This is a genomic window from Cupriavidus sp. GW822-FHT03E04 (assembly GCF_058801495.1).
In genome coordinates this window covers 221,316-237,269 of the sequence record NZ_JBXANI010000002.1, presented here as the reverse complement: position 1 = coordinate 237,269, position 15,954 = coordinate 221,316, and the positions used below count along the sequence as shown (strand labels likewise).

Below are 15,954 nucleotides of genomic sequence, written 5' to 3'. Positions count from 1 at the left end.
ACAGGCCGGCGCCCCGCAGGGGTCATGAAACTGCCTTTGACTTTAAGCTTGTGACCTTAAGCCCTTGAACCTGCGGTAAATCAGCTTCCATTTACCAGGAATCACCGGGGCAATGAGATCAGAGCTTGGGATGGGGCGTCCCGCTAATGTAGTGCTCCAGTTGATCGATGATAAATTTCTGCTCGGAAATAATATCCTTGACCAGGTCCCCGATCGACAACATGCCCACCAGGGCATCGCCGTCCATCACCGGCAAGTGCCTCAACCGATGCTGCGTCATCAACGCCATGCACTCATCGGTACTCTGATCCCCGCGCACATAAATCACCGCCGACGTCATGATGTCGCGAACAAAGGTCTCCCGGGAAGTCCGCTGCATCAGGATCACCTTCCGCGCATAATCCCGCTCGCTCAAAATACCAACGATATCGCCGCGTTCGATCACCAATAACGCGCCAATGCCTTTTTCCGCCATCAGTTGCAGCGCAGCATAAACCGTGGCGCCAGGGGGAATGCTGTAGATAGCCTGAGTCGGTTTGGACTCAAGAACCTGTCGTGCAGTTTTCATCACCCACTCCTTGTTCGATCCCAACGGATTGCAACACGACCCGCGCAAAGGCGGGAGCGCCTGGCAGGGCACCTGCGCACCGCGCCGCTGCCTATCGCCTTCAGATTAGCACCACGCGCGCACGCCTTACAGGGTGACGCACACGAATCTTTGCAAAAAAACCAAGCCGCTGAAAAGCACTGCGCAAACCCGCCGGCAAGCGCTATAAAGGAAAGGGAGCGCGCCACCTGGCGCGCAATGCGCAGGAGGGCCAGCCATGGCCACCGAGTCCGTTGCCGGCAAGCGCGTCATCGTGCTCTTCGACGACAGCCGCTGCATCCATTCGCGCCACTGCGTGCTGGACCGCCCGGACGTGTTCGTGCCCGGCGTGCAGGGCGAGTGGATCCACCCCGACAACGCCAGCGCCGAAGAAATCGCGGAGATTGCGCACAACTGCCCATCGGGCGCCATCAGCTACCAGAACGTCGACGATTCCCCCGGCGAGGCGGCGCCGCTGGTCAATGTGGTGCGCGTGCTCGAGAACGGCCCGCTGGCGCTGCGCGCCGCCATCACCATCGATGGCCAGCCCGCCGGCTTTCGCCTGACGTTGTGCCGCTGCGGCGCTTCGCGCAACAAGCCCCTGTGCGACGGCAGCCACGCCAGCGCGGGTTTCGTCGCCACCGGCGAGGCCGCCACCGTGGCATCGGAGCCGCTGGCGCAGCGCGATGGGCCCCTCGATATCCATCCCATCCCCAACGGACCGCTGCGCGTCAAAGGCAATCTTGAAGTCATCAGCGGCACCGGCAGAACCATCACCCGCATGACCGAGGCCTGGTTTTGCCGCTGCGGCCAGTCGGGCAACAAGCCGTTCTGCGACGGCTCGCACAAGAAGGTAGGGTTCAGGAGCGACGCGCAGGATCCATAAAATCCATAGGATCCGAAGACGACGGCGCGGCCCCCAGCGCCAGCAGGCAAAGCCGCTCCATCTGCGCCACCCATGCCGCCCGCGAGGACTCGGCAGCCTGCAGCAGCAGCCGATAGCGGCGCGCGCCCCAGACCGCCTCCAGCAGGCTTCGCACCGTGGCGGGGTCCGGCGCGCCCGGCAAATCCGGGCATGCCGCCAGCGCGCGCTGCCAGGCCGCGTACAACTCATCGAACACACGGCGGTGATGCTTGGTCTCGGCGATGCGCGCTTCCAGCATGAGCATCTCGTGTTCGAAGCCCTCCAGCGAGGCATCGTCGGCGCCGCAGGTCAGCCGTGCCAGGCGCTGGACGCGCGTGCGCCAGTCCAGCCCGGGTGCGGCCGCCACTTCGGCCTCGATGCGCGCCAGCAGCAGCTCGATGGTGTGCCGCACATAGCCGGAGAGCAGCGCCTCCTTGTTAGGGAAGTACTCGTACAGGGTGCCTACGGAGCATCCGGCCTCCAGCGCCACGGCGCGCGTGGTCACGCCGTCCCAGCCACGCGCCCGCCATATCCGAACAAACGCCTCGTAAATGGCATCCACGGTAAAGCGCGCGCGCTGCTGCGACGGGCGTTTCAGCGGCCTGGCAGGCGCTTGCGCCGGCTCGGCCGCGGCACCCGCGTTTCCGAACCCGGCGGCCTGCTTGCGGCGATACATTGGTGGCATCGACCTCGACGGTGAGAAAGGGACAGAAAATGGGACAGACGATGGATCAGACGATGGATCAGACGAAGCACAGCGACCATGGCAGCCACCAAGGCAGTCACAACGACAGCGCCGAACAATCGCTCACGGTCACCCGACTGCTGACACGCAAGCATGCCCTAAATGAAAGCCGGCTGGAAGCGCGCCAGGAACGCACCGACGCCGCCCCCGGCGAAGTCCTGCTGAAGATCGACCGCTTCGCACTCACCACCAACAACATCACCTACGCCGCCTTCGGCGACGCCATGAATTACTGGCAGTTCTTTCCCACCGGGCAACAAGAATGGGGCCATATGCCGGTGTGGGGCTTTGCCGATGTGGTGGACTCCAAGGTGCCCGGCGTGGCGGCGGGCGAGCGCTTCTACGGCTACTTCCCCATCGCCAGCCATATCCGCATGCAGCCCGAACGCGTGACCGAGCGCGGCTTCTACGATGCCATCGAGCACCGCCGGTCCCTGACCTCCGCGTACAACCAGTACACCCGCGTGACCAACGACGCCGCCTACGCACCCGAGCTGGAGAACTACCAGATCCTGTACCGGCCACTGTTCATCACGTCGTTCATGCTGGCCGACTTCCTCGAAGACAACCGCTTCTTCGGCACGACCCGGCTGGTAGTGTCCAGCGCCTCCAGCAAGACCGCCTATGGCACCGCCTTCTGCCTGCGCGACATCCCCGGCATCTCGCTGGCCGCCATTACCTCGGAGCGCAACCGCGCCTTTGTCGAAGGCCTTGGCTGCTACGAGGAAGTGGTCAGCTACGACGGACTGGAAACGCTTAGCACCGACGTGCCCACGCTCTACGTGGACTTCTCCGGCGACGAAGCGCTGCGCGCACGCGTGCACCATCACTTTGGCGACGCGCTGGTGTACGACTGCTTTGCCGGCTCGGCGCAGAACACGGGCTTTTTGCGCGATACCGGCCTGCCCGGGCCCAAGCCCGAGTTCTATTTCGCACCGGTGCAGATCCGCAAGCGCAATGCCGACTGGGGGCCCGAAGGCGTGAACCGGCGCTTCAACGCAGCGCAGCGCGCGTTTATCGATTATGTGAAAGAGCCGGCGAACGGCTGGCTGACGCTGATCGAAGCGCGGGGCTTCGGCGCCGCGCAGGAGAGAATCGCGAGCCTGGTGGCAGGTGGAAGCGAGCCGAAGGCGGGGTACGTGGTGCGGCTCGGTTGAGCGCCGCATGCCTGTTGTTGCCAGTGCGCGGACGGGGCTTGCACGCGAGTGGCCGCGCCGGGCTCCTCGCAGACGAAAGCCCGGCGAGCCTGACTGCCAGTGTGTATGATCAAACGAAGAGCCGGGCAGCCACGCGTTGGACGAGAGCCCTGCAGTCCGTTGCGAGGATCTCTCGATGCGCGTCTCTTCGTTTGCCGGCGTACTCGCACTGCACGGCGCCTGTACCTACGCCCAGGCAAACCCGCCGCCCATCGCCAACGCTGGCTGGTTCGAGCCCGCTCGCGTCGGCGTCTCGCTTGGCATTGCGCCCGAAGCCAACCTTGGCCGCCTCGAGTTGCGCTGGGACCTGAGGCAGGACCTGTGGGACAGTGCCACGCGATCGGTCAGGCTGCGCCTGGGGCTGGAGATTTCCGCGGGCGCCTGGGATCCGCATGGCGGCAGCAGCGGCGCAATGGGCGACATCGGCCTGACGCCCGTCTTTCGCTTGCAGGGTGGGGGCAACGCGACAGCCTTCGTGGATCTCGCCATCGGCGCCCACCTGCTCTCGCGCACCCGCATCTCGGATACGACCGTGTTCTCCACGGCGTTCCAGTTCGGCGACCGCATCGCCATCGGCTACCACTTTGACGATGCCGTGCACTCCGAAGTCGCGCTGCGCCTGCAGCACTACTCCAACGGCAGGATCAAGCGGCCCAACCCCGGCATCAACTTCCTGCTCGTACAGTACTCGGCGCAGTTCTGAGCGCAGCGCGGCCGCGCTGCCGCCTTACTCCGCGCTTTGCAGGTAGCGCTGGCGCGCCTCTTCTTCCAGGATCACGTCTTCCACTTCCGCCAGCACGGCGTCCACGTCCACCGGGGTGTCGTCCACGGCAACCTGGCCGGTCAGCTTCACGCCAGGATGCAGCAAGCCGGCCTGGTAAAGCGCCCAGATTTCCTTGCCGTACTGCGTACCATTGAGCGCCGGCGCAAACTGGCCGAAGTAAAACGCGAGGTTATCCACATCGCGCTCCAGCATGGCGCTGGCTTCGCTGTTGCCGGCGGCATCCACCGCCTGCGGCAGGTCGATGATGACCGGGCCGTCGGCGTCCACCAGGATGTTGAATTCGGACAGGTCGCCGTGCACCACGCCGGCGCACAGCATCAGGATCACCTGCTCGATCAGCGCGTCGTGGAATGCCACCGCCTGCTCCGGGCTCAGCGCCACGTCATTCAGGCGCGGCGCGGCATTGCCCTCGGCATCCACCACCAGCTCCATCAGCAGCACGCCCTCGAAGCACAGGTGCGGCGTGGGCACGCGCACGCCGGCGGCGGCAAGGCGGTATAGCGCATCCACCTCCGCGTTGTGCCAGGCTTCTTCTGCCACCTTGCGCCCGTAGCGCGTGCCTTTTTCCATGGCGCGCGCCTGCCGGCTGTTCTTGACCTTGCGCCCCTCCTGGTAGGTCGAGGCCTGGCGGAAGCTGCGTTGCGCGGCATCCTTGTAGACCTTGGCGCAGCGGATCTCGCCACCGCTGCGCACGACATAGACGGTGGCTTCCTTGCCGCTCATCAACTGGCGCAACACCTCGTCGACCAGGCCGTCTTCGACCAGCGGCTGGAGCCGCTTCGGCGTTTTCATCGGGCAGCACCAAGTGGGCACGGCGAGCCCGCCATGCGCGGGGACAGCAGCGTCGCGGCCACCGTTATTCCGTCAGCATGCGCACTTTCACGCGCTTGCCCTTCACTGTCCCGTCATTCAGCTTGCGCATCGCCTCGCGCCCGATCGAACGCTCGACCGCCACGTAGGTGGACATGTCCATCACGTTGATCTTGCCGATCTGGTGCTTGGCGTAGCCTGCGTCGCCGGTGAGCGCGCCGAGGATGTCGCCGGGGCGCATCTTTTCCTTGCGCCCGCCAAGGATCTGCAGCGTGACCATGGGGGGCAGCAGGCGCTCATTGCTGGCGGGAGTCAGGTCGGACAGGGGCTGCCACTCCATCTCGGCGCCCATGGCCTGCTCGATATTGCCCACGCGGCCCATCTCGTTCATGCTCGCCAGGCTAAGCGCCCAGCCATCCTGGTCCGCGCGGCCGGTGCGGCCGATGCGGTGGACGTAGACCTCGGGGTCGGGCGTGACGTCGACATTGATCACCGCTTCGAGCTGGGCAATGTCCAGCCCGCGCGCGGCCACGTCGGTGGCGACCAGCACCGAGCAGCTGCGGTTGGCGAACTGCACCAGCACCTGGTCGCGCTCGCGCTGGTCCAGCTCGCCGTGCAGCGCCAGGGCTTCGAAGCCTTGCGCGCGCAGCAGGTCGACCAGGTCGCGGCAGCGGGCCTTGGTATTGCAGAAGGCCAGCGTGCTGACCGGGCGGAAATGGTTGAGCAGCAGGCCCACGGCGTTCAGGCGATCGCTGTCGGCCACCTCGTAGAAGCGCTGGCGGATCTTGCTGTCATCGTGCTGCTCTTCCAGCTTGACCTCGCGCGGCTTGCGCAGGAACTGCTGGCTGAGCTTGGCGATGCCTTCGGGATAGGTGGCCGAGAACAGCAGCGTCTGGCGCTCCTTGGGGCAGTGGCTTGCCACATAGGCGATGTCGTCGAAGAAGCCCATGTCGAGCATGCGGTCGGCTTCGTCCAGCACCAGCGTGTTGAGCGCATCCAGGTTCAGCGTGCCGCGCTCCAGGTGATCCATGATGCGGCCGGGCGTGCCCACGGCGATATGTGCGCCATGCGCCAGGCTGTCGGCCTGGGGGCGCATCGGCGAGCCACCGCACAGCGTCAGGATCTTGATGTTTTCTTCCGCGCGCGCCAGGCGGCGGATTTCCTGCGTGACCTGATCGGCCAGTTCACGCGTGGGGCACAGCACCAGCGCCTGCACGTCGAAGCGGCGCGCATCGAGCCGGCTCAGCAGCGCCAGCGCGAAGGCGGCGGTCTTGCCGCTGCCGGTCTTGGCCTGCGCGATCAGGTCCTGGCCGGCCAGCGCGATCGGCAGGCTGGCCGCCTGGATCGGTGTCATGGTCTGGTAGCCGAGCTGCTCCAGCGTCGCCAGCGTGGCGGGCGAAAGGGGCAGTTTGGAGAAAGAGGCGCCGGCAGCGGCGGGCGCTGCGGATTGGGTAGGGCTTGAGGTCATGCCGGATTATACCGGGCTGGCTACCGCGCTTCTGTCGTCAATTTGTCGCCTCCCGTCGCCTCCCGTCGCCTCCCTGCGTCTATTTACCCCTGGCGCCGGCTTCCCAGGGCGGCGCCTGCCATCCCAGCCGCGCCAGCAGCGCCTGCGCCGCTGCCGGCGCGCGCTCCTTGGCGCCGCTGATAAAGAACACGAAGACTTCGCGCTTGCGCCTTGCAGGTGCGCTGGCATCCACTTGCGGCAGATCCTCCGGCCTCCCGCCCGCCGCCCAGGCCTGCACTCGCTCGCCCCACGCATCCAGCGCCTTGGGCGCGTAGCCACTCCTCAGCGTCTGTGCGCTGCGCATCAGCCGCGCATAGACAAAATCCGCGGTGAGATCCGCGAAGGACGGAAACTTGTCCGAGTCCGTGAAGACGGTGGCCGCCTTGTACTTGCGCGCGAGCTTGAGATAGGCTGGCGTCATGAAGCTCTCGTGCCTCACGTCGAGCACATGACGCAGCTTGCGTCCTTCGACCGATGCCGGCAGCAGCGCCAGGAAGGCCTCGAAATCTTCCGGGTCGAACGGCTTGGTGGGCGCGAACTGCCAGACGATGGGGCCGAGCTTGTCGCCCAGCTCGGCGATGCCGCTGTCGAGAAAGCGCGCGATGGACTCGCCGGACTCCGCCAGCACGCGGCGGTTGGTGGCAAAACGCGATGCCTTGACGGAGAACACAAAGCCATCCGGCGTCTCGTCGCGCCATTTGGCAAACGAAGTGCGCTTCTGGGTGCCGTGGTAAGTGCTGTTGATCTCGATGGCGGTGAGCTGGCGGCTGGCGTATTCCAGCTCCCGGCTTTGCGTCAGTCTGGCGGGATAGAAGTTGTCGCGCCAGGGGGCGAAGTTCCATCCGCCGATGCCGACGCGGGCGATGGGCGCTTCGTGGGATTTGGTTGTGCTCCTAGCGCTTGCTTCAGCCATGCGTTCGCTTCCTGTCCAGGTGAATCGATGGGCCCTGAGCGCGCGCGGACAACTCAAACAAAGCGCACGCAGTAAATCGGCGGCAGATGTGCCGAGAACAGCTTCCAGCGCTCCCCGCCGCTCTCCGATATCCACAGGCTGCCGGTGGTGGAGCCCATGGCAAGCCGCTCGCCGGTATGATCCACTGCCAGCCCGTGCCGGTAGATCAGGTCATACGACGGCGCCGCGGGCAGCCCCTCGGAGAATGCCTCAAAACTCACCCCGCCGTCACGCGTGCGGGTGACCACCAGCTTGCCGTCCACCGGCACGCGGCATTCATCCTTGACTGCCGGCACGAACCACGCGGTATTGGGCCGGCGCGGATGCGCCGCCACGGCAAAGCCAAAGCTCGACGGCTTGGCGTGCAAGCGCTGCCAGTGCATGCCCGCATCGCCGGAGCGAAAGATCCCGCCATGGTGCTGCACCCACATTGCATGCGGATGGCCGGCACATTGCGCCAGCCGGTGCGGATCCTGGATATTGCCATCCTCGCGCCGCTCCGGTGGCATGTAGTCGGCCACCATGCCGCTCGCCGTGCAGGCCCAGTTCCTGCCACCGTCCCGCGTCTGCCACACACCGCCGCACGACACGGCCACGGTGACGTGGCGGCTATCGTGCGGATCCACGCAAATGGAGTGGATGCCCGGCACATCGTAGCCGCCGCCGAACCACTCGCTGCGCTCGGGGCGGTCCCACAGCGGCCGGTTCAGCGCCCAGCTGGCGCCGCCGTCGCCCGAGCGGAACAAGCCACCCGGCAAGGTGCCGGCCCACAGCACGCCGGGCTCGTCGGTCCCGCCGGTTTCCATCGACCAGATCTGCTGCAAGGACCACGGCACCGCCGGCGCGGCGATCGCGGGTTCGCCGGTTTGCGCAGGGATGGGTACGCCCGGCACGGCCGCGTCCCGGGGCGGATCCGGCTCCGGCTGGGGCGGATAAACCGGCACCGCGCAAGCCTCCCACGCCACGCCGCGCGCCCTGCGCCGCCATAGCTTCACGCCAAAATGCCCAAGGTTGAGTGCCGCATACAAGGCACCGTCACGCGGATCGCCCAGCACCATGCTCACTGGCTCGCCCAGGAAATGCACCGACTCCTGCAGCCAGGTGAGCGCGCTGTCGCGCCGCAGCATCAACAAGCCCTTGCGCGTGCCAATGAGAAGTTGATCGTTCATGCTGACCTCCACGCTTGAGCGCCGAGCCTTCAGCGGCAAGCCGTCAACCGCCTGACAGCGCCTGCACCACAAAGATCTGGCTGCTGGCGCCCACGCGATCGCTCATGCGCCGGCGGTCGCGAATGGCCGAGCCATCCACAAACACCGCCAGGTGCCGGCGCAACTGGCCCTGGTCATCGAGGATATAGCCGCGCAGCTCCGGCTGCTCCCGAAACGCCATCTCCAGCGCGGCGCAGACGGTAGCCGCGGGCACTTCCCGCTCCGGGCTCGGGATATGGCGCTGGATCGCAGAGGCAAAGACAAGGCGCGGCATGGCGTAAGGGCCAGCGCGGGGACCGCTGGCCGTGATGGCGAGTGTCTTGCAGTTTAGGAAATACTGCGGGGGAATGGGTGTGCGGTTGCGCGCAGTGGCAACAATCAGGGCTGTGGCGCAGCCGTGGCGCTTTGACGCTGCAACGCAGCATGCGCGGGAAGCCGGGACGCCCACCGGCAAGAAACCTCCAAGGCCTGCATACTGTCGGCTCCATGGCATCCATACCACTCACGTAAGGACGAAAGATGGCAAGCACCTTGTACGACATTCCCCTGAAACGCATCGACGGCACCGACAGCCGGCTCGCGGATTTTCGCGCTCGTGTGCTGCTGGTTGTGAACGTGGCATCGAAGTGCGGCCTGACGCCCCAGTACGAAGGGCTCGAAGCGCTGTACCAGGCCAAGCGCGCCGAGGGCCTGGAGGTGCTGGGATTCCCGGCCAACAACTTCAAAGGCCAGGAGCCGGGCGACGAGGCGCAGATCCAGGAATTCTGCAAGCTGACCTACGACGTGCACTTCCCGATGTTCTCGAAGGTCTCGGTGCTCGGGCCGGACCAGCATCCGCTGTACGCGGCACTGACGCAAGCCCAGCCGGCCGCCATCGGCGACGGCCCTTTCCGTGAACGCCTGAAGGGCTACGGCGTGAACCCGGAGAACGCCACCGATGTGCTGTGGAACTTCGAGAAATTCCTGATCGACCGGGAAGGCAAGGTGGTAGCGCGCTTCGCACCGGACGTCGCCGCGAACGATCCGCGCCTGCTGGAGGCAATCGATGCGGCGCTGGGCCAGGGCCGCTGACCGGCTAAGTTTTGGCGTGACAACAAGCGGGCGATCCTGATTGTCAGGACCGCCCGCTTTTTTTTGGGGGCTGCGCCTGCAGCCACCCTCAAGATATCCGATATCCGATATCCGCGCCAGCACCTCCCGAAAGAGCAGGCTGGCAGCACGCCTTGGCCTGCGCGGACAGCGCCGCGTATTCACGCATGCAGGCATCGAAATCCGCCACCGACGCGCGCGCGTTGCAAAGACGGTTGCGGGTCGGCAAGTCATCGAGCCAGAGATCAAAATCCGACACCATCACCTCCCGCCCCATCGCTTCACGCCGGCAACCAGGCTCAACGCGCCTGCGGCGTCAGCAGGCCATCATCCGGCCTGCGCTTCACGCTGCTGTAGTACTTGAGCAGCAAGGCCGCGCACACCAGCCATGCCGGCACCAGCAACAGGCTGAAGATGCTGGCCCCGTTCCACTGCTGGCGCAGCAACTCCGCTCCCGCCAGCACGCCGGAAATCGCCCCGAAGCGGCCGATGCCGAGCATGCCGCCAACGCCGGTCGCGCGGCAATGCGTGGGATAGAAGCCCGCCGCCAGCGAAGACAACGCCGACTGCCCACCGCCCGACATAAAGCCCATCATGAACACCAGGCTGCCCAGCAACATGGTCTGGCCGACATTGCCCACCGCATGGCTCACGGCATACGCCAACAGGCCGGCGGCCAGGTAGACCAGTGCCAGCACCTTGTTGGGTTCGCGCCGGTCCATCAGCCAGCCGATCAGGATGGAGCCCACGCCGCCGCCAAGCGGAAACAGCGCGCTGATCTGCGCGAACTGCCGCACCGGCAAGCCCGCCTCCTTCAGCAGCAAGGGCATCCAGTTCACGATCATGTAGAACACCAGCATGCTCATGAAGCAGCAGAACCACAGCAGCAGCGTGCCGAGCCGGTAAGGGCGGGTGACAATCGCCATCACGGCGGAGCGCCCGCCAGCGGCCTTCTCGCCAATCACAAAACGCTGCACGTGCGCCAGCGGCTCACGCCGGACGCGCGCCAGCACCGCGCGCACGCGCTCGCTGGCGTGCCCCTTGAGCACCATGTAGCGCACCGATTCCGGCATCAGCCACGCCAGCAGCACGCACAGCAGCAGGGGCGCCACGCCACCCGCCAGCAACACCGAGCGCCAGCCGAACTCGGGAATCAGGTAGCCCGCGCAAAACCCGCCCGCCCCGGCACCGAGCGGAAAGCCGCACAGCATCGCGCTCACCGCCATGGTGCGGCGATGGCTGGGACAATATTCGGCGAGCAAGGTAATCGCGTTCGACATCGCCGCGCCCAGGCCCAGCCCGGTGGCGAAACGCAGCGCCGTCAGCGAGCCAATGGAAAAAGCCCACGCCGTCGCCAGGCTGCCCGCGCCGAAAAACAGCACCGACACCACCACCGCCGGCTTGCGCCCGATCCGGTCGGCAAGCGGTCCCGCCAACAACGCGCCGAAAGCCAGCCCGAATAGCGCCGCGCTCATAGCCGGGCCCAGCTGCGCCTTTTGCAGCCCCCATTCTTCGAGCAGAGACGGCGCCACATAAGCAATCGCCGCCATGTCGTAGCCATCGAGAAGAATCACCAGGAAGCACAGTAAAAGCAGCAACCAGTGGAACGGGGTAAAACCGGCTTCGTCGATATAGCGTTCGACATCCAGCGCGGATGTATCGGACATGGCATGCGCTCCTCGCGGCGGGGCAGGCTCGGCGTATCCATACGATTGCGTCGCACGAATGCACCGGCCGGCTAGCGCCGTCTCCTGTTTTACTTCTGGACGCCGGCGGGGTGCCGGGTCAGTGTTTGCCGGAGACCAGTGTAGGGAGGCGAGACATGCCGGAATAATGAAAAATCGGGTGGCGGATATGCGGGAAGGTTATAGCGGGGCGGCGATATTGGGACGACTCGCTGATCGTCACCAAGGCCGGCCGCAGCGCTGACATGCGCCATCGGCCGCTGTTGTGGCAAGCGGGCAGCGATGTGCGCCGAGGCATGGCCCGTGGCAGCATCGCTTGCCGCCGGTCAAGCGGATTTCCCTTCCTGCCCTTGGCGCAGCCGAGTACTTGCAAGCGCGGCAAGGACCAGCATCCCCGCAATGATCAGCAGGCCATTCCTCGTACTGCCGGTGGTCTGCTCAATCACGCCCATGACCGACGGGCCGATAAATCCACCAACCAGCCCGCAGGTGTTGACCAGTGCCAGCCCGCCCGCCAGCGCCATGCCCGCAAGACGCGACGACGGAAAAAGGAAAATGACCGACTGGACCACGAAGAACATCGATGCCGTCAGGCTGAAGCCCACCATGGCGACCACCGGGCCGGCATAGGCCGCGAGCAGCAGGCCGGCCGACATCACGGCAAGCCCCGCAATCAGCATGCGGCGGCAACGCTGCGGGTTGCTGGCGAAGCGCGGGAGCGCCGCGGCGCCGATGGCCGCCGCGATCCATGGCAGGGAGTTGAGCAGGCCGATTTGCAGCGGCGACAGCTTGCCATAGGTGCCGATGATGCCCGGCAGGAAGAAAATCACGGTGTAGATGCTGATCTGGTGGCAGAAGTACACGAAGATCGCGAGCCAGATCTGGCGATCGGCAAGGCAGCCCCGGAACGAATGCCCGACATGCCCGGCGGATGCCTCCTCGGCTTGCTCCGCCGCAAGGCGGCGTTCAACCTCGCGGGCTTCATCGGGGGACAGCCAGGTCGCGCTCCCGGGGCCGTCCGGCAGCTTCTTCCACACGACGAAGGCAAACGCCACCGCCGGCAGGCCTTCCAGCACGAACATCCATTGCCAGCCTCGCCATCCCAGCACGCCGTCCATTTGCAGCAGCGCGCCACCGAGCGGCCCGCTAAGGATGTTGGCAATACACACGCCCAGCAGGAAATATCCCGTCGCGCGCGCCCGCTCCTTGCGGCCGAACCAGTAGGTCAGGTAAAGCATCACACCGGGGAACAGTCCCGCTTCCGCCGCGCCCAGCAATAGGCGCATGACATAGAACGAAGTCTCGCCGCTGACAAAGGCCATGCCCGCGGACAGCAGGCCCCAGGTGATCATGATGCGCGTGATCCAGAAGCGCGCCCCCACCTTGTGCATGATCAGGTTGCTGGGGACCTCCAGCAGCGCGTAGCTGAGAAAGAACAGGCCCGCACCCAGCCCATAGGCCGCCGCGGAGATGCCCAGGTCGACCGCGATATGGCTCTTTGCCAGCGCGATATTGGTGCGATCGAGAAAGCTGATCACGTAGGCCATCACCAGGAGCGGCATCAGCTTCCTGAACAACAGCGCGTTCAAGGAGCGCTGATCGGCAAGCGGCGCTTCTCGTGCGGTTTGCACATAAGTGGTGGACATGGCCTGGATCTCCTGTCGGCGGTATCTGTTTATGTTCCGGAGGCATCAAGGCCTCCGGCGTCCGCATGTTGTCTTGCGTGCCAGCGCTCGCGGCGCGGGCCTTAAAAGGCCACGTTCGCCGCGCCCTTCAGACCGAGGATCTCGCGAGCCTCGTCGGGTGTCGCGACATCGATGTTCAACGCCTCAAGCACGCTGCGGATACGCAGCACTTGCTCGGCGCTCGATGCCGCCAGCCGGCCCGGGCCGATCCACAGCGAATCCTCCAGGCCGACGCGCACGTTGGCGCCCATCGCCGCGCCGATGGTGGCCAGCGGGATCTGGCCGCGGCCGGCGCCGAGGATCGACCAGCGGTACTGGTCGCCGAACAGCCGGTTCGCGGTTCGATGCATATGCATCAGGTCTTCCGGATCGCCACCGATGCCGCCCAGGATGCCGAAGACCGACTGCACGAACACCGGCGCCTTGACCAGGCCGCGGTCCAGGAAATGCTTCAGGTTGTTCAGGTGGCTGATGTCGTAGCACTCGAACTCGAAGCGCGTGCCGTTGGCGTTGCCGATCTTCAGGATGTTCTCGATATCGCTGAAGGTATTCTTGAAGATCAGGTTGCGGCTGTTCTCCAGATGCTCGCGCTCCCACTCGTGCGCGAACTCCTTGAAACGATCCAGCATCGGGAACAGGCCGAAGTTCATCGAGCCCATGTTCAGCGAGGCCAGTTCCGGCTTGAACGTCGTGGCGGGGAGCATGCGCTCCTCCACGGTCATGTGGGGACTGCCGCCGGTGGTGATGTTGATCACGGCATTCGTGGCCGACTTGATCTTCGACAGGAACGGCCGGAACAGCGCCGGGTCCTGCGACGGCCGGCCGTCCTTCGGATCACGCGCGTGCAGGTGCAGGATGGCCGCGCCGGCCTTGGCCGCATCGATGGCGGCGGTGGCGATCTCGTCGGCGGTCACCGGCAGGTACGGCGACATGCTGGGGGTGTGGATCGCGCCGGTGGGGGCGCAGGTGATGATGGCTTTGGATCGGGCTGCCATGGCGGGCTCCGTGTGAAATCGGTTGGTGTAGGTAAGGTCAGCTCAGCGCTTGCGTCAGGCCATCGACCACCAACTCCTGGCCGGTGACGTTGCTGGCCAGGTCGCTGGTCGCGAACAGCACCATGTTGGCGATGTCGCGCGCTTTCACCATGCGCCCGAGCGCGGCTTGCGACGTGTAGGCGCGCGTGACGTCTTCCAGGGGCTTGCCCAGCGCCTCGGCTTTTGCCGCGATGACCGCGCGGATGCGCGGGCCATCGACCGCGCCGGGCAGGATGGCATTCACGCGGATGCCGTCGGCGCCGAGTTCCAGTGCCAGCGATTTGGTGAATCCGATGACCGCCCATTTGGACGCCGAGTAGACCGAACGCCCTGGCATGCCGAGATGGCCGGCAGCCGATGACAGGTTGACGATGGCGGGGCTCTTTCCCTGGCGCAGGCGCGGCACGGCCAGGCGCGTGCACAGGAACTGCCCGGTGAGATTGACCGCGAGCGTGCGCTCCCAATCGACCAGGGTCAGGGTCTCGACGCCGCCGGTGGGGCCCGCCACGCCGGCGTTGTTCACGAGGATGTCGAGGCCGCCGAGCGTGCGATCGACGGTCTCGAACATGGCGGCCACATCGACCTCGCTCGACACATCAGCCCGGCATCCATGCACCGTCGGCAGCGCGGCCGCGAGGCGCTCCAGGCTGGCGTCCTGAACATCGCAAACGAGCACGCTGGCACCCGCCTGCGCGAAGGCCCGCGTGATTTCCAGCCCGATGCCGTCGGCGCCAGCGGTCACCAGGACTCGCTTGCCCGCGAGAGAGTTGTCATTCCACATATTCGTCAGCTCCATGCATGAGGCAATGTACCTCCATGGCCGCCATGTTATATCTGTGATCACAGATCTCAAATCGGGAATACCCTATGTGCTATGAAGTGCTATGATTTCCGCATGTCCCTACCCGAACTTGTGACCCCTTTGAAGCGCCAGACGTTGAGTGGAGACGTCTACGCGCAATTGCGAGAATTGTTGATCAGCGGCCACATGATGCCCGGAGAACAAATCTCGCTGCGCAGCACCGCCGCTGCGCTGGGTGTGAGCGTGATGCCGGTGCGCGAAGCGGTGCATCGCCTGGTGGCGGAGCAGGCACTGGAACTGACGCCTAACCGCGCGTTGCGCGTGCCGATCATGAGCGTGAGCCAGTTCCGGGAGATCACAAGTATCCGGGTCAATCTGGAAGGACTGGCGACAGAGCAGGCGGCCGAGCACCTGAGCGACGCCGCGATCGTGCAGGTCACCGCCCTCCATGACCGCTTCGCGGAAGAGATGGCCCGGTCCAGGCCGGACAGCTCAAAGCTGATCTCGGTCAACAAGGAACTGCATTTCGCCGTCTACAAGGGCGCCGGCATGCCGATCCTGCTGCAGATGATTGAAGCGCTGTGGCTGCGTATTGGCCCGATCCTGAATCACGATCTGCGCTCCGGCTCCCGCCGCGTGGGCGAGCAGGTAGCGGTGAATCACCACGCGCGGCTGGTTGCCGCGCTCAAGCGCAGGGATGGCGTTGCGGCACGGGCCGCGCTGCAGGGAGATATCGAAAGCGCGGCGGAGTACATCGTCTCAGCGGGCGTGCTGCTGGCGGCCGATGCGTTTGATGAGCCGGTGCCCGACGCGGCCAAGCCGGCCTCGAAGACCGCGCGGCGCGCGGCCGCAAGCGGCGGGCGTAGAACGGTCTGAGCAGGCCACGAACATGGCGACCGAGCCGGTCCGCCACGCCGGCAACCGGGATCGCACGACGTGCCGGCCGTTGCCCGGGGCACGCCCGGGC

General features: G+C 65.7%; 16 protein-coding genes. 5 read left to right on the top strand and 11 right to left on the bottom strand.

Annotation, left to right across the window (positions count from 1 at the left end; all coding sequences use genetic code 11):
- Positions 1 to 118: 118 nt before the first annotated feature.
- A complete protein-coding gene (locus AC1RQC_RS03135; RefSeq protein ID WP_492375480.1) occupies positions 119 to 568 on the bottom strand; it encodes a CBS domain-containing protein in 450 nt (149 codons plus the stop codon).
- Positions 569 to 824: 256 nt separating this feature from the next.
- Here AC1RQC_RS03135 and AC1RQC_RS03130 point away from each other — a divergent pair, with 256 nt between their 5' ends.
- Positions 825 to 1,472: a CDGSH iron-sulfur domain-containing protein gene (locus AC1RQC_RS03130; RefSeq protein WP_492882441.1), complete on the top strand. Its 648-nt coding sequence runs from the start codon at positions 825 to 827 to the stop codon at positions 1,470 to 1,472.
- Here the strand turns inward: AC1RQC_RS03130 and AC1RQC_RS03125 are convergent.
- The gene (locus tag AC1RQC_RS03125) at positions 1,447 to 2,166 is read right to left on the bottom strand and encodes a TetR/AcrR family transcriptional regulator (RefSeq protein ID WP_492882440.1); all 720 of its coding nucleotides are present in this window, start codon (positions 2,164 to 2,166) and stop codon (positions 1,447 to 1,449) included. The two genes, AC1RQC_RS03130 and AC1RQC_RS03125, sit on opposite strands and share 26 nt — an antisense overlap.
- Positions 2,167 to 2,228: 62 nt before the next feature.
- Between AC1RQC_RS03125 and AC1RQC_RS03120 the strand changes: the two genes are divergently transcribed.
- Both AC1RQC_RS03120 and AC1RQC_RS03115 read left to right on the top strand, forming a co-directional pair.
- A complete protein-coding gene (locus AC1RQC_RS03120) occupies positions 2,229 to 3,392 on the top strand; it encodes a DUF2855 family protein (RefSeq protein WP_492809302.1) in 1,164 nt (387 codons plus the stop codon).
- Positions 3,393 to 3,567: 175 nt separating this feature from the next.
- Positions 3,568 to 4,134, top strand: a complete 567-nt coding sequence (locus tag AC1RQC_RS03115) for an acyloxyacyl hydrolase (RefSeq protein WP_492882439.1) — start codon at positions 3,568 to 3,570, stop codon at positions 4,132 to 4,134.
- Between the two features lie 24 nt (positions 4,135 to 4,158).
- On the opposite strand, the gene AC1RQC_RS03110 is transcribed toward AC1RQC_RS03115, so the two are convergent.
- The 5 genes from AC1RQC_RS03110 to AC1RQC_RS03090 form a co-directional block, all read right to left on the bottom strand.
- Positions 4,159 to 5,007, bottom strand: a complete 849-nt coding sequence (locus AC1RQC_RS03110; RefSeq protein ID WP_492375485.1) for a PA4780 family RIO1-like protein kinase — start codon at positions 5,005 to 5,007, stop codon at positions 4,159 to 4,161.
- 64 nt (positions 5,008 to 5,071) lie between these two features.
- The gene (dbpA, locus tag AC1RQC_RS03105) at positions 5,072 to 6,493 is read right to left on the bottom strand and encodes an ATP-dependent RNA helicase DbpA (RefSeq protein WP_492882438.1); all 1,422 of its coding nucleotides are present in this window, start codon (positions 6,491 to 6,493) and stop codon (positions 5,072 to 5,074) included.
- Between the two features lie 79 nt (positions 6,494 to 6,572).
- A complete protein-coding gene (locus AC1RQC_RS03100) occupies positions 6,573 to 7,445 on the bottom strand; it encodes a DUF72 domain-containing protein (RefSeq protein WP_492375487.1) in 873 nt (290 codons plus the stop codon).
- A gap of 53 nt (positions 7,446 to 7,498) precedes the next feature.
- A complete protein-coding gene (locus AC1RQC_RS03095) occupies positions 7,499 to 8,653 on the bottom strand; it encodes a WD40/YVTN/BNR-like repeat-containing protein (RefSeq protein WP_492375488.1) in 1,155 nt (384 codons plus the stop codon).
- Between the two features lie 43 nt (positions 8,654 to 8,696).
- Positions 8,697 to 8,966, bottom strand: coding sequence for a MoaD/ThiS family protein (locus AC1RQC_RS03090; protein WP_043342689.1), 270 nt, complete (start codon positions 8,964 to 8,966; stop codon positions 8,697 to 8,699).
- Between the two features lie 245 nt (positions 8,967 to 9,211).
- Between AC1RQC_RS03090 and AC1RQC_RS03085 the strand changes: the two genes are divergently transcribed.
- Entirely contained in the window at positions 9,212 to 9,763 is a 552-nt protein-coding gene (locus AC1RQC_RS03085) for a glutathione peroxidase (RefSeq protein WP_416050120.1), read from the top strand.
- A gap of 317 nt (positions 9,764 to 10,080) precedes the next feature.
- On the opposite strand, the gene AC1RQC_RS03080 is transcribed toward AC1RQC_RS03085, so the two are convergent.
- The 4 genes from AC1RQC_RS03080 to AC1RQC_RS03065 all read right to left on the bottom strand — a co-directional run bounded on the left by AC1RQC_RS03080 (position 10,081) and on the right by AC1RQC_RS03065 (position 14,966).
- The gene (locus AC1RQC_RS03080) at positions 10,081 to 11,448 is read right to left on the bottom strand and encodes an MFS transporter (protein WP_492882437.1); all 1,368 of its coding nucleotides are present in this window, start codon (positions 11,446 to 11,448) and stop codon (positions 10,081 to 10,083) included.
- Positions 11,449 to 11,792: 344 nt separating this feature from the next.
- Entirely contained in the window at positions 11,793 to 13,112 is a 1,320-nt protein-coding gene (locus AC1RQC_RS03075; RefSeq protein ID WP_492882436.1) for an MFS transporter, read from the bottom strand.
- Between the two features lie 101 nt (positions 13,113 to 13,213).
- Positions 13,214 to 14,146: a 3,5-dioxohexanoate:acetyl-CoA acetone transferase gene (gene kce / locus AC1RQC_RS03070; protein ID WP_492882435.1), complete on the bottom strand. Its 933-nt coding sequence runs from the start codon at positions 14,144 to 14,146 to the stop codon at positions 13,214 to 13,216.
- A gap of 37 nt (positions 14,147 to 14,183) precedes the next feature.
- The gene (locus AC1RQC_RS03065) at positions 14,184 to 14,966 is read right to left on the bottom strand and encodes an SDR family oxidoreductase (RefSeq protein WP_492882434.1); all 783 of its coding nucleotides are present in this window, start codon (positions 14,964 to 14,966) and stop codon (positions 14,184 to 14,186) included.
- 114 nt (positions 14,967 to 15,080) lie between these two features.
- Between AC1RQC_RS03065 and AC1RQC_RS03060 the strand changes: the two genes are divergently transcribed.
- On the top strand, positions 15,081 to 15,863 hold the full coding sequence (locus tag AC1RQC_RS03060) for a GntR family transcriptional regulator (RefSeq protein ID WP_492882433.1): 783 nt from the start codon (positions 15,081 to 15,083) through the stop codon (positions 15,861 to 15,863).
- Positions 15,864 to 15,954 lie beyond the last annotated feature (91 nt).

Coding starts and splice junctions, on each gene's coding strand:
- AC1RQC_RS03135 (WP_492375480.1), bottom strand. CDS start 568: ATGAAAACTGCACGACAGGTTCTTGAGTCCAAACCGACTCAGGCTATC.
- AC1RQC_RS03130 (WP_492882441.1), top strand. CDS start 825: ATGGCCACCGAGTCCGTTGCCGGCAAGCGCGTCATCGTGCTCTTCGAC.
- AC1RQC_RS03125 (WP_492882440.1), bottom strand. CDS start 2,166: ATGTATCGCCGCAAGCAGGCCGCCGGGTTCGGAAACGCGGGTGCCGCG.
- AC1RQC_RS03120 (WP_492809302.1), top strand. CDS start 2,229: ATGGATCAGACGAAGCACAGCGACCATGGCAGCCACCAAGGCAGTCAC.
- AC1RQC_RS03115 (WP_492882439.1), top strand. CDS start 3,568: ATGCGCGTCTCTTCGTTTGCCGGCGTACTCGCACTGCACGGCGCCTGT.
- AC1RQC_RS03110 (WP_492375485.1), bottom strand. CDS start 5,007: ATGAAAACGCCGAAGCGGCTCCAGCCGCTGGTCGAAGACGGCCTGGTC.
- dbpA (WP_492882438.1), bottom strand. CDS start 6,493: ATGACCTCAAGCCCTACCCAATCCGCAGCGCCCGCCGCTGCCGGCGCC.
- AC1RQC_RS03100 (WP_492375487.1), bottom strand. CDS start 7,445: ATGGCTGAAGCAAGCGCTAGGAGCACAACCAAATCCCACGAAGCGCCC.
- AC1RQC_RS03095 (WP_492375488.1), bottom strand. CDS start 8,653: ATGAACGATCAACTTCTCATTGGCACGCGCAAGGGCTTGTTGATGCTG.
- AC1RQC_RS03090 (WP_043342689.1), bottom strand. CDS start 8,966: ATGCCGCGCCTTGTCTTTGCCTCTGCGATCCAGCGCCATATCCCGAGC.
- AC1RQC_RS03085 (WP_416050120.1), top strand. CDS start 9,212: ATGGCAAGCACCTTGTACGACATTCCCCTGAAACGCATCGACGGCACC.
- AC1RQC_RS03080 (WP_492882437.1), bottom strand. CDS start 11,448: ATGTCCGATACATCCGCGCTGGATGTCGAACGCTATATCGACGAAGCC.
- AC1RQC_RS03075 (WP_492882436.1), bottom strand. CDS start 13,112: ATGTCCACCACTTATGTGCAAACCGCACGAGAAGCGCCGCTTGCCGAT.
- kce (WP_492882435.1), bottom strand. CDS start 14,146: ATGGCAGCCCGATCCAAAGCCATCATCACCTGCGCCCCCACCGGCGCG.
- AC1RQC_RS03065 (WP_492882434.1), bottom strand. CDS start 14,966: ATGTGGAATGACAACTCTCTCGCGGGCAAGCGAGTCCTGGTGACCGCT.
- AC1RQC_RS03060 (WP_492882433.1), top strand. CDS start 15,081: ATGTCCCTACCCGAACTTGTGACCCCTTTGAAGCGCCAGACGTTGAGT.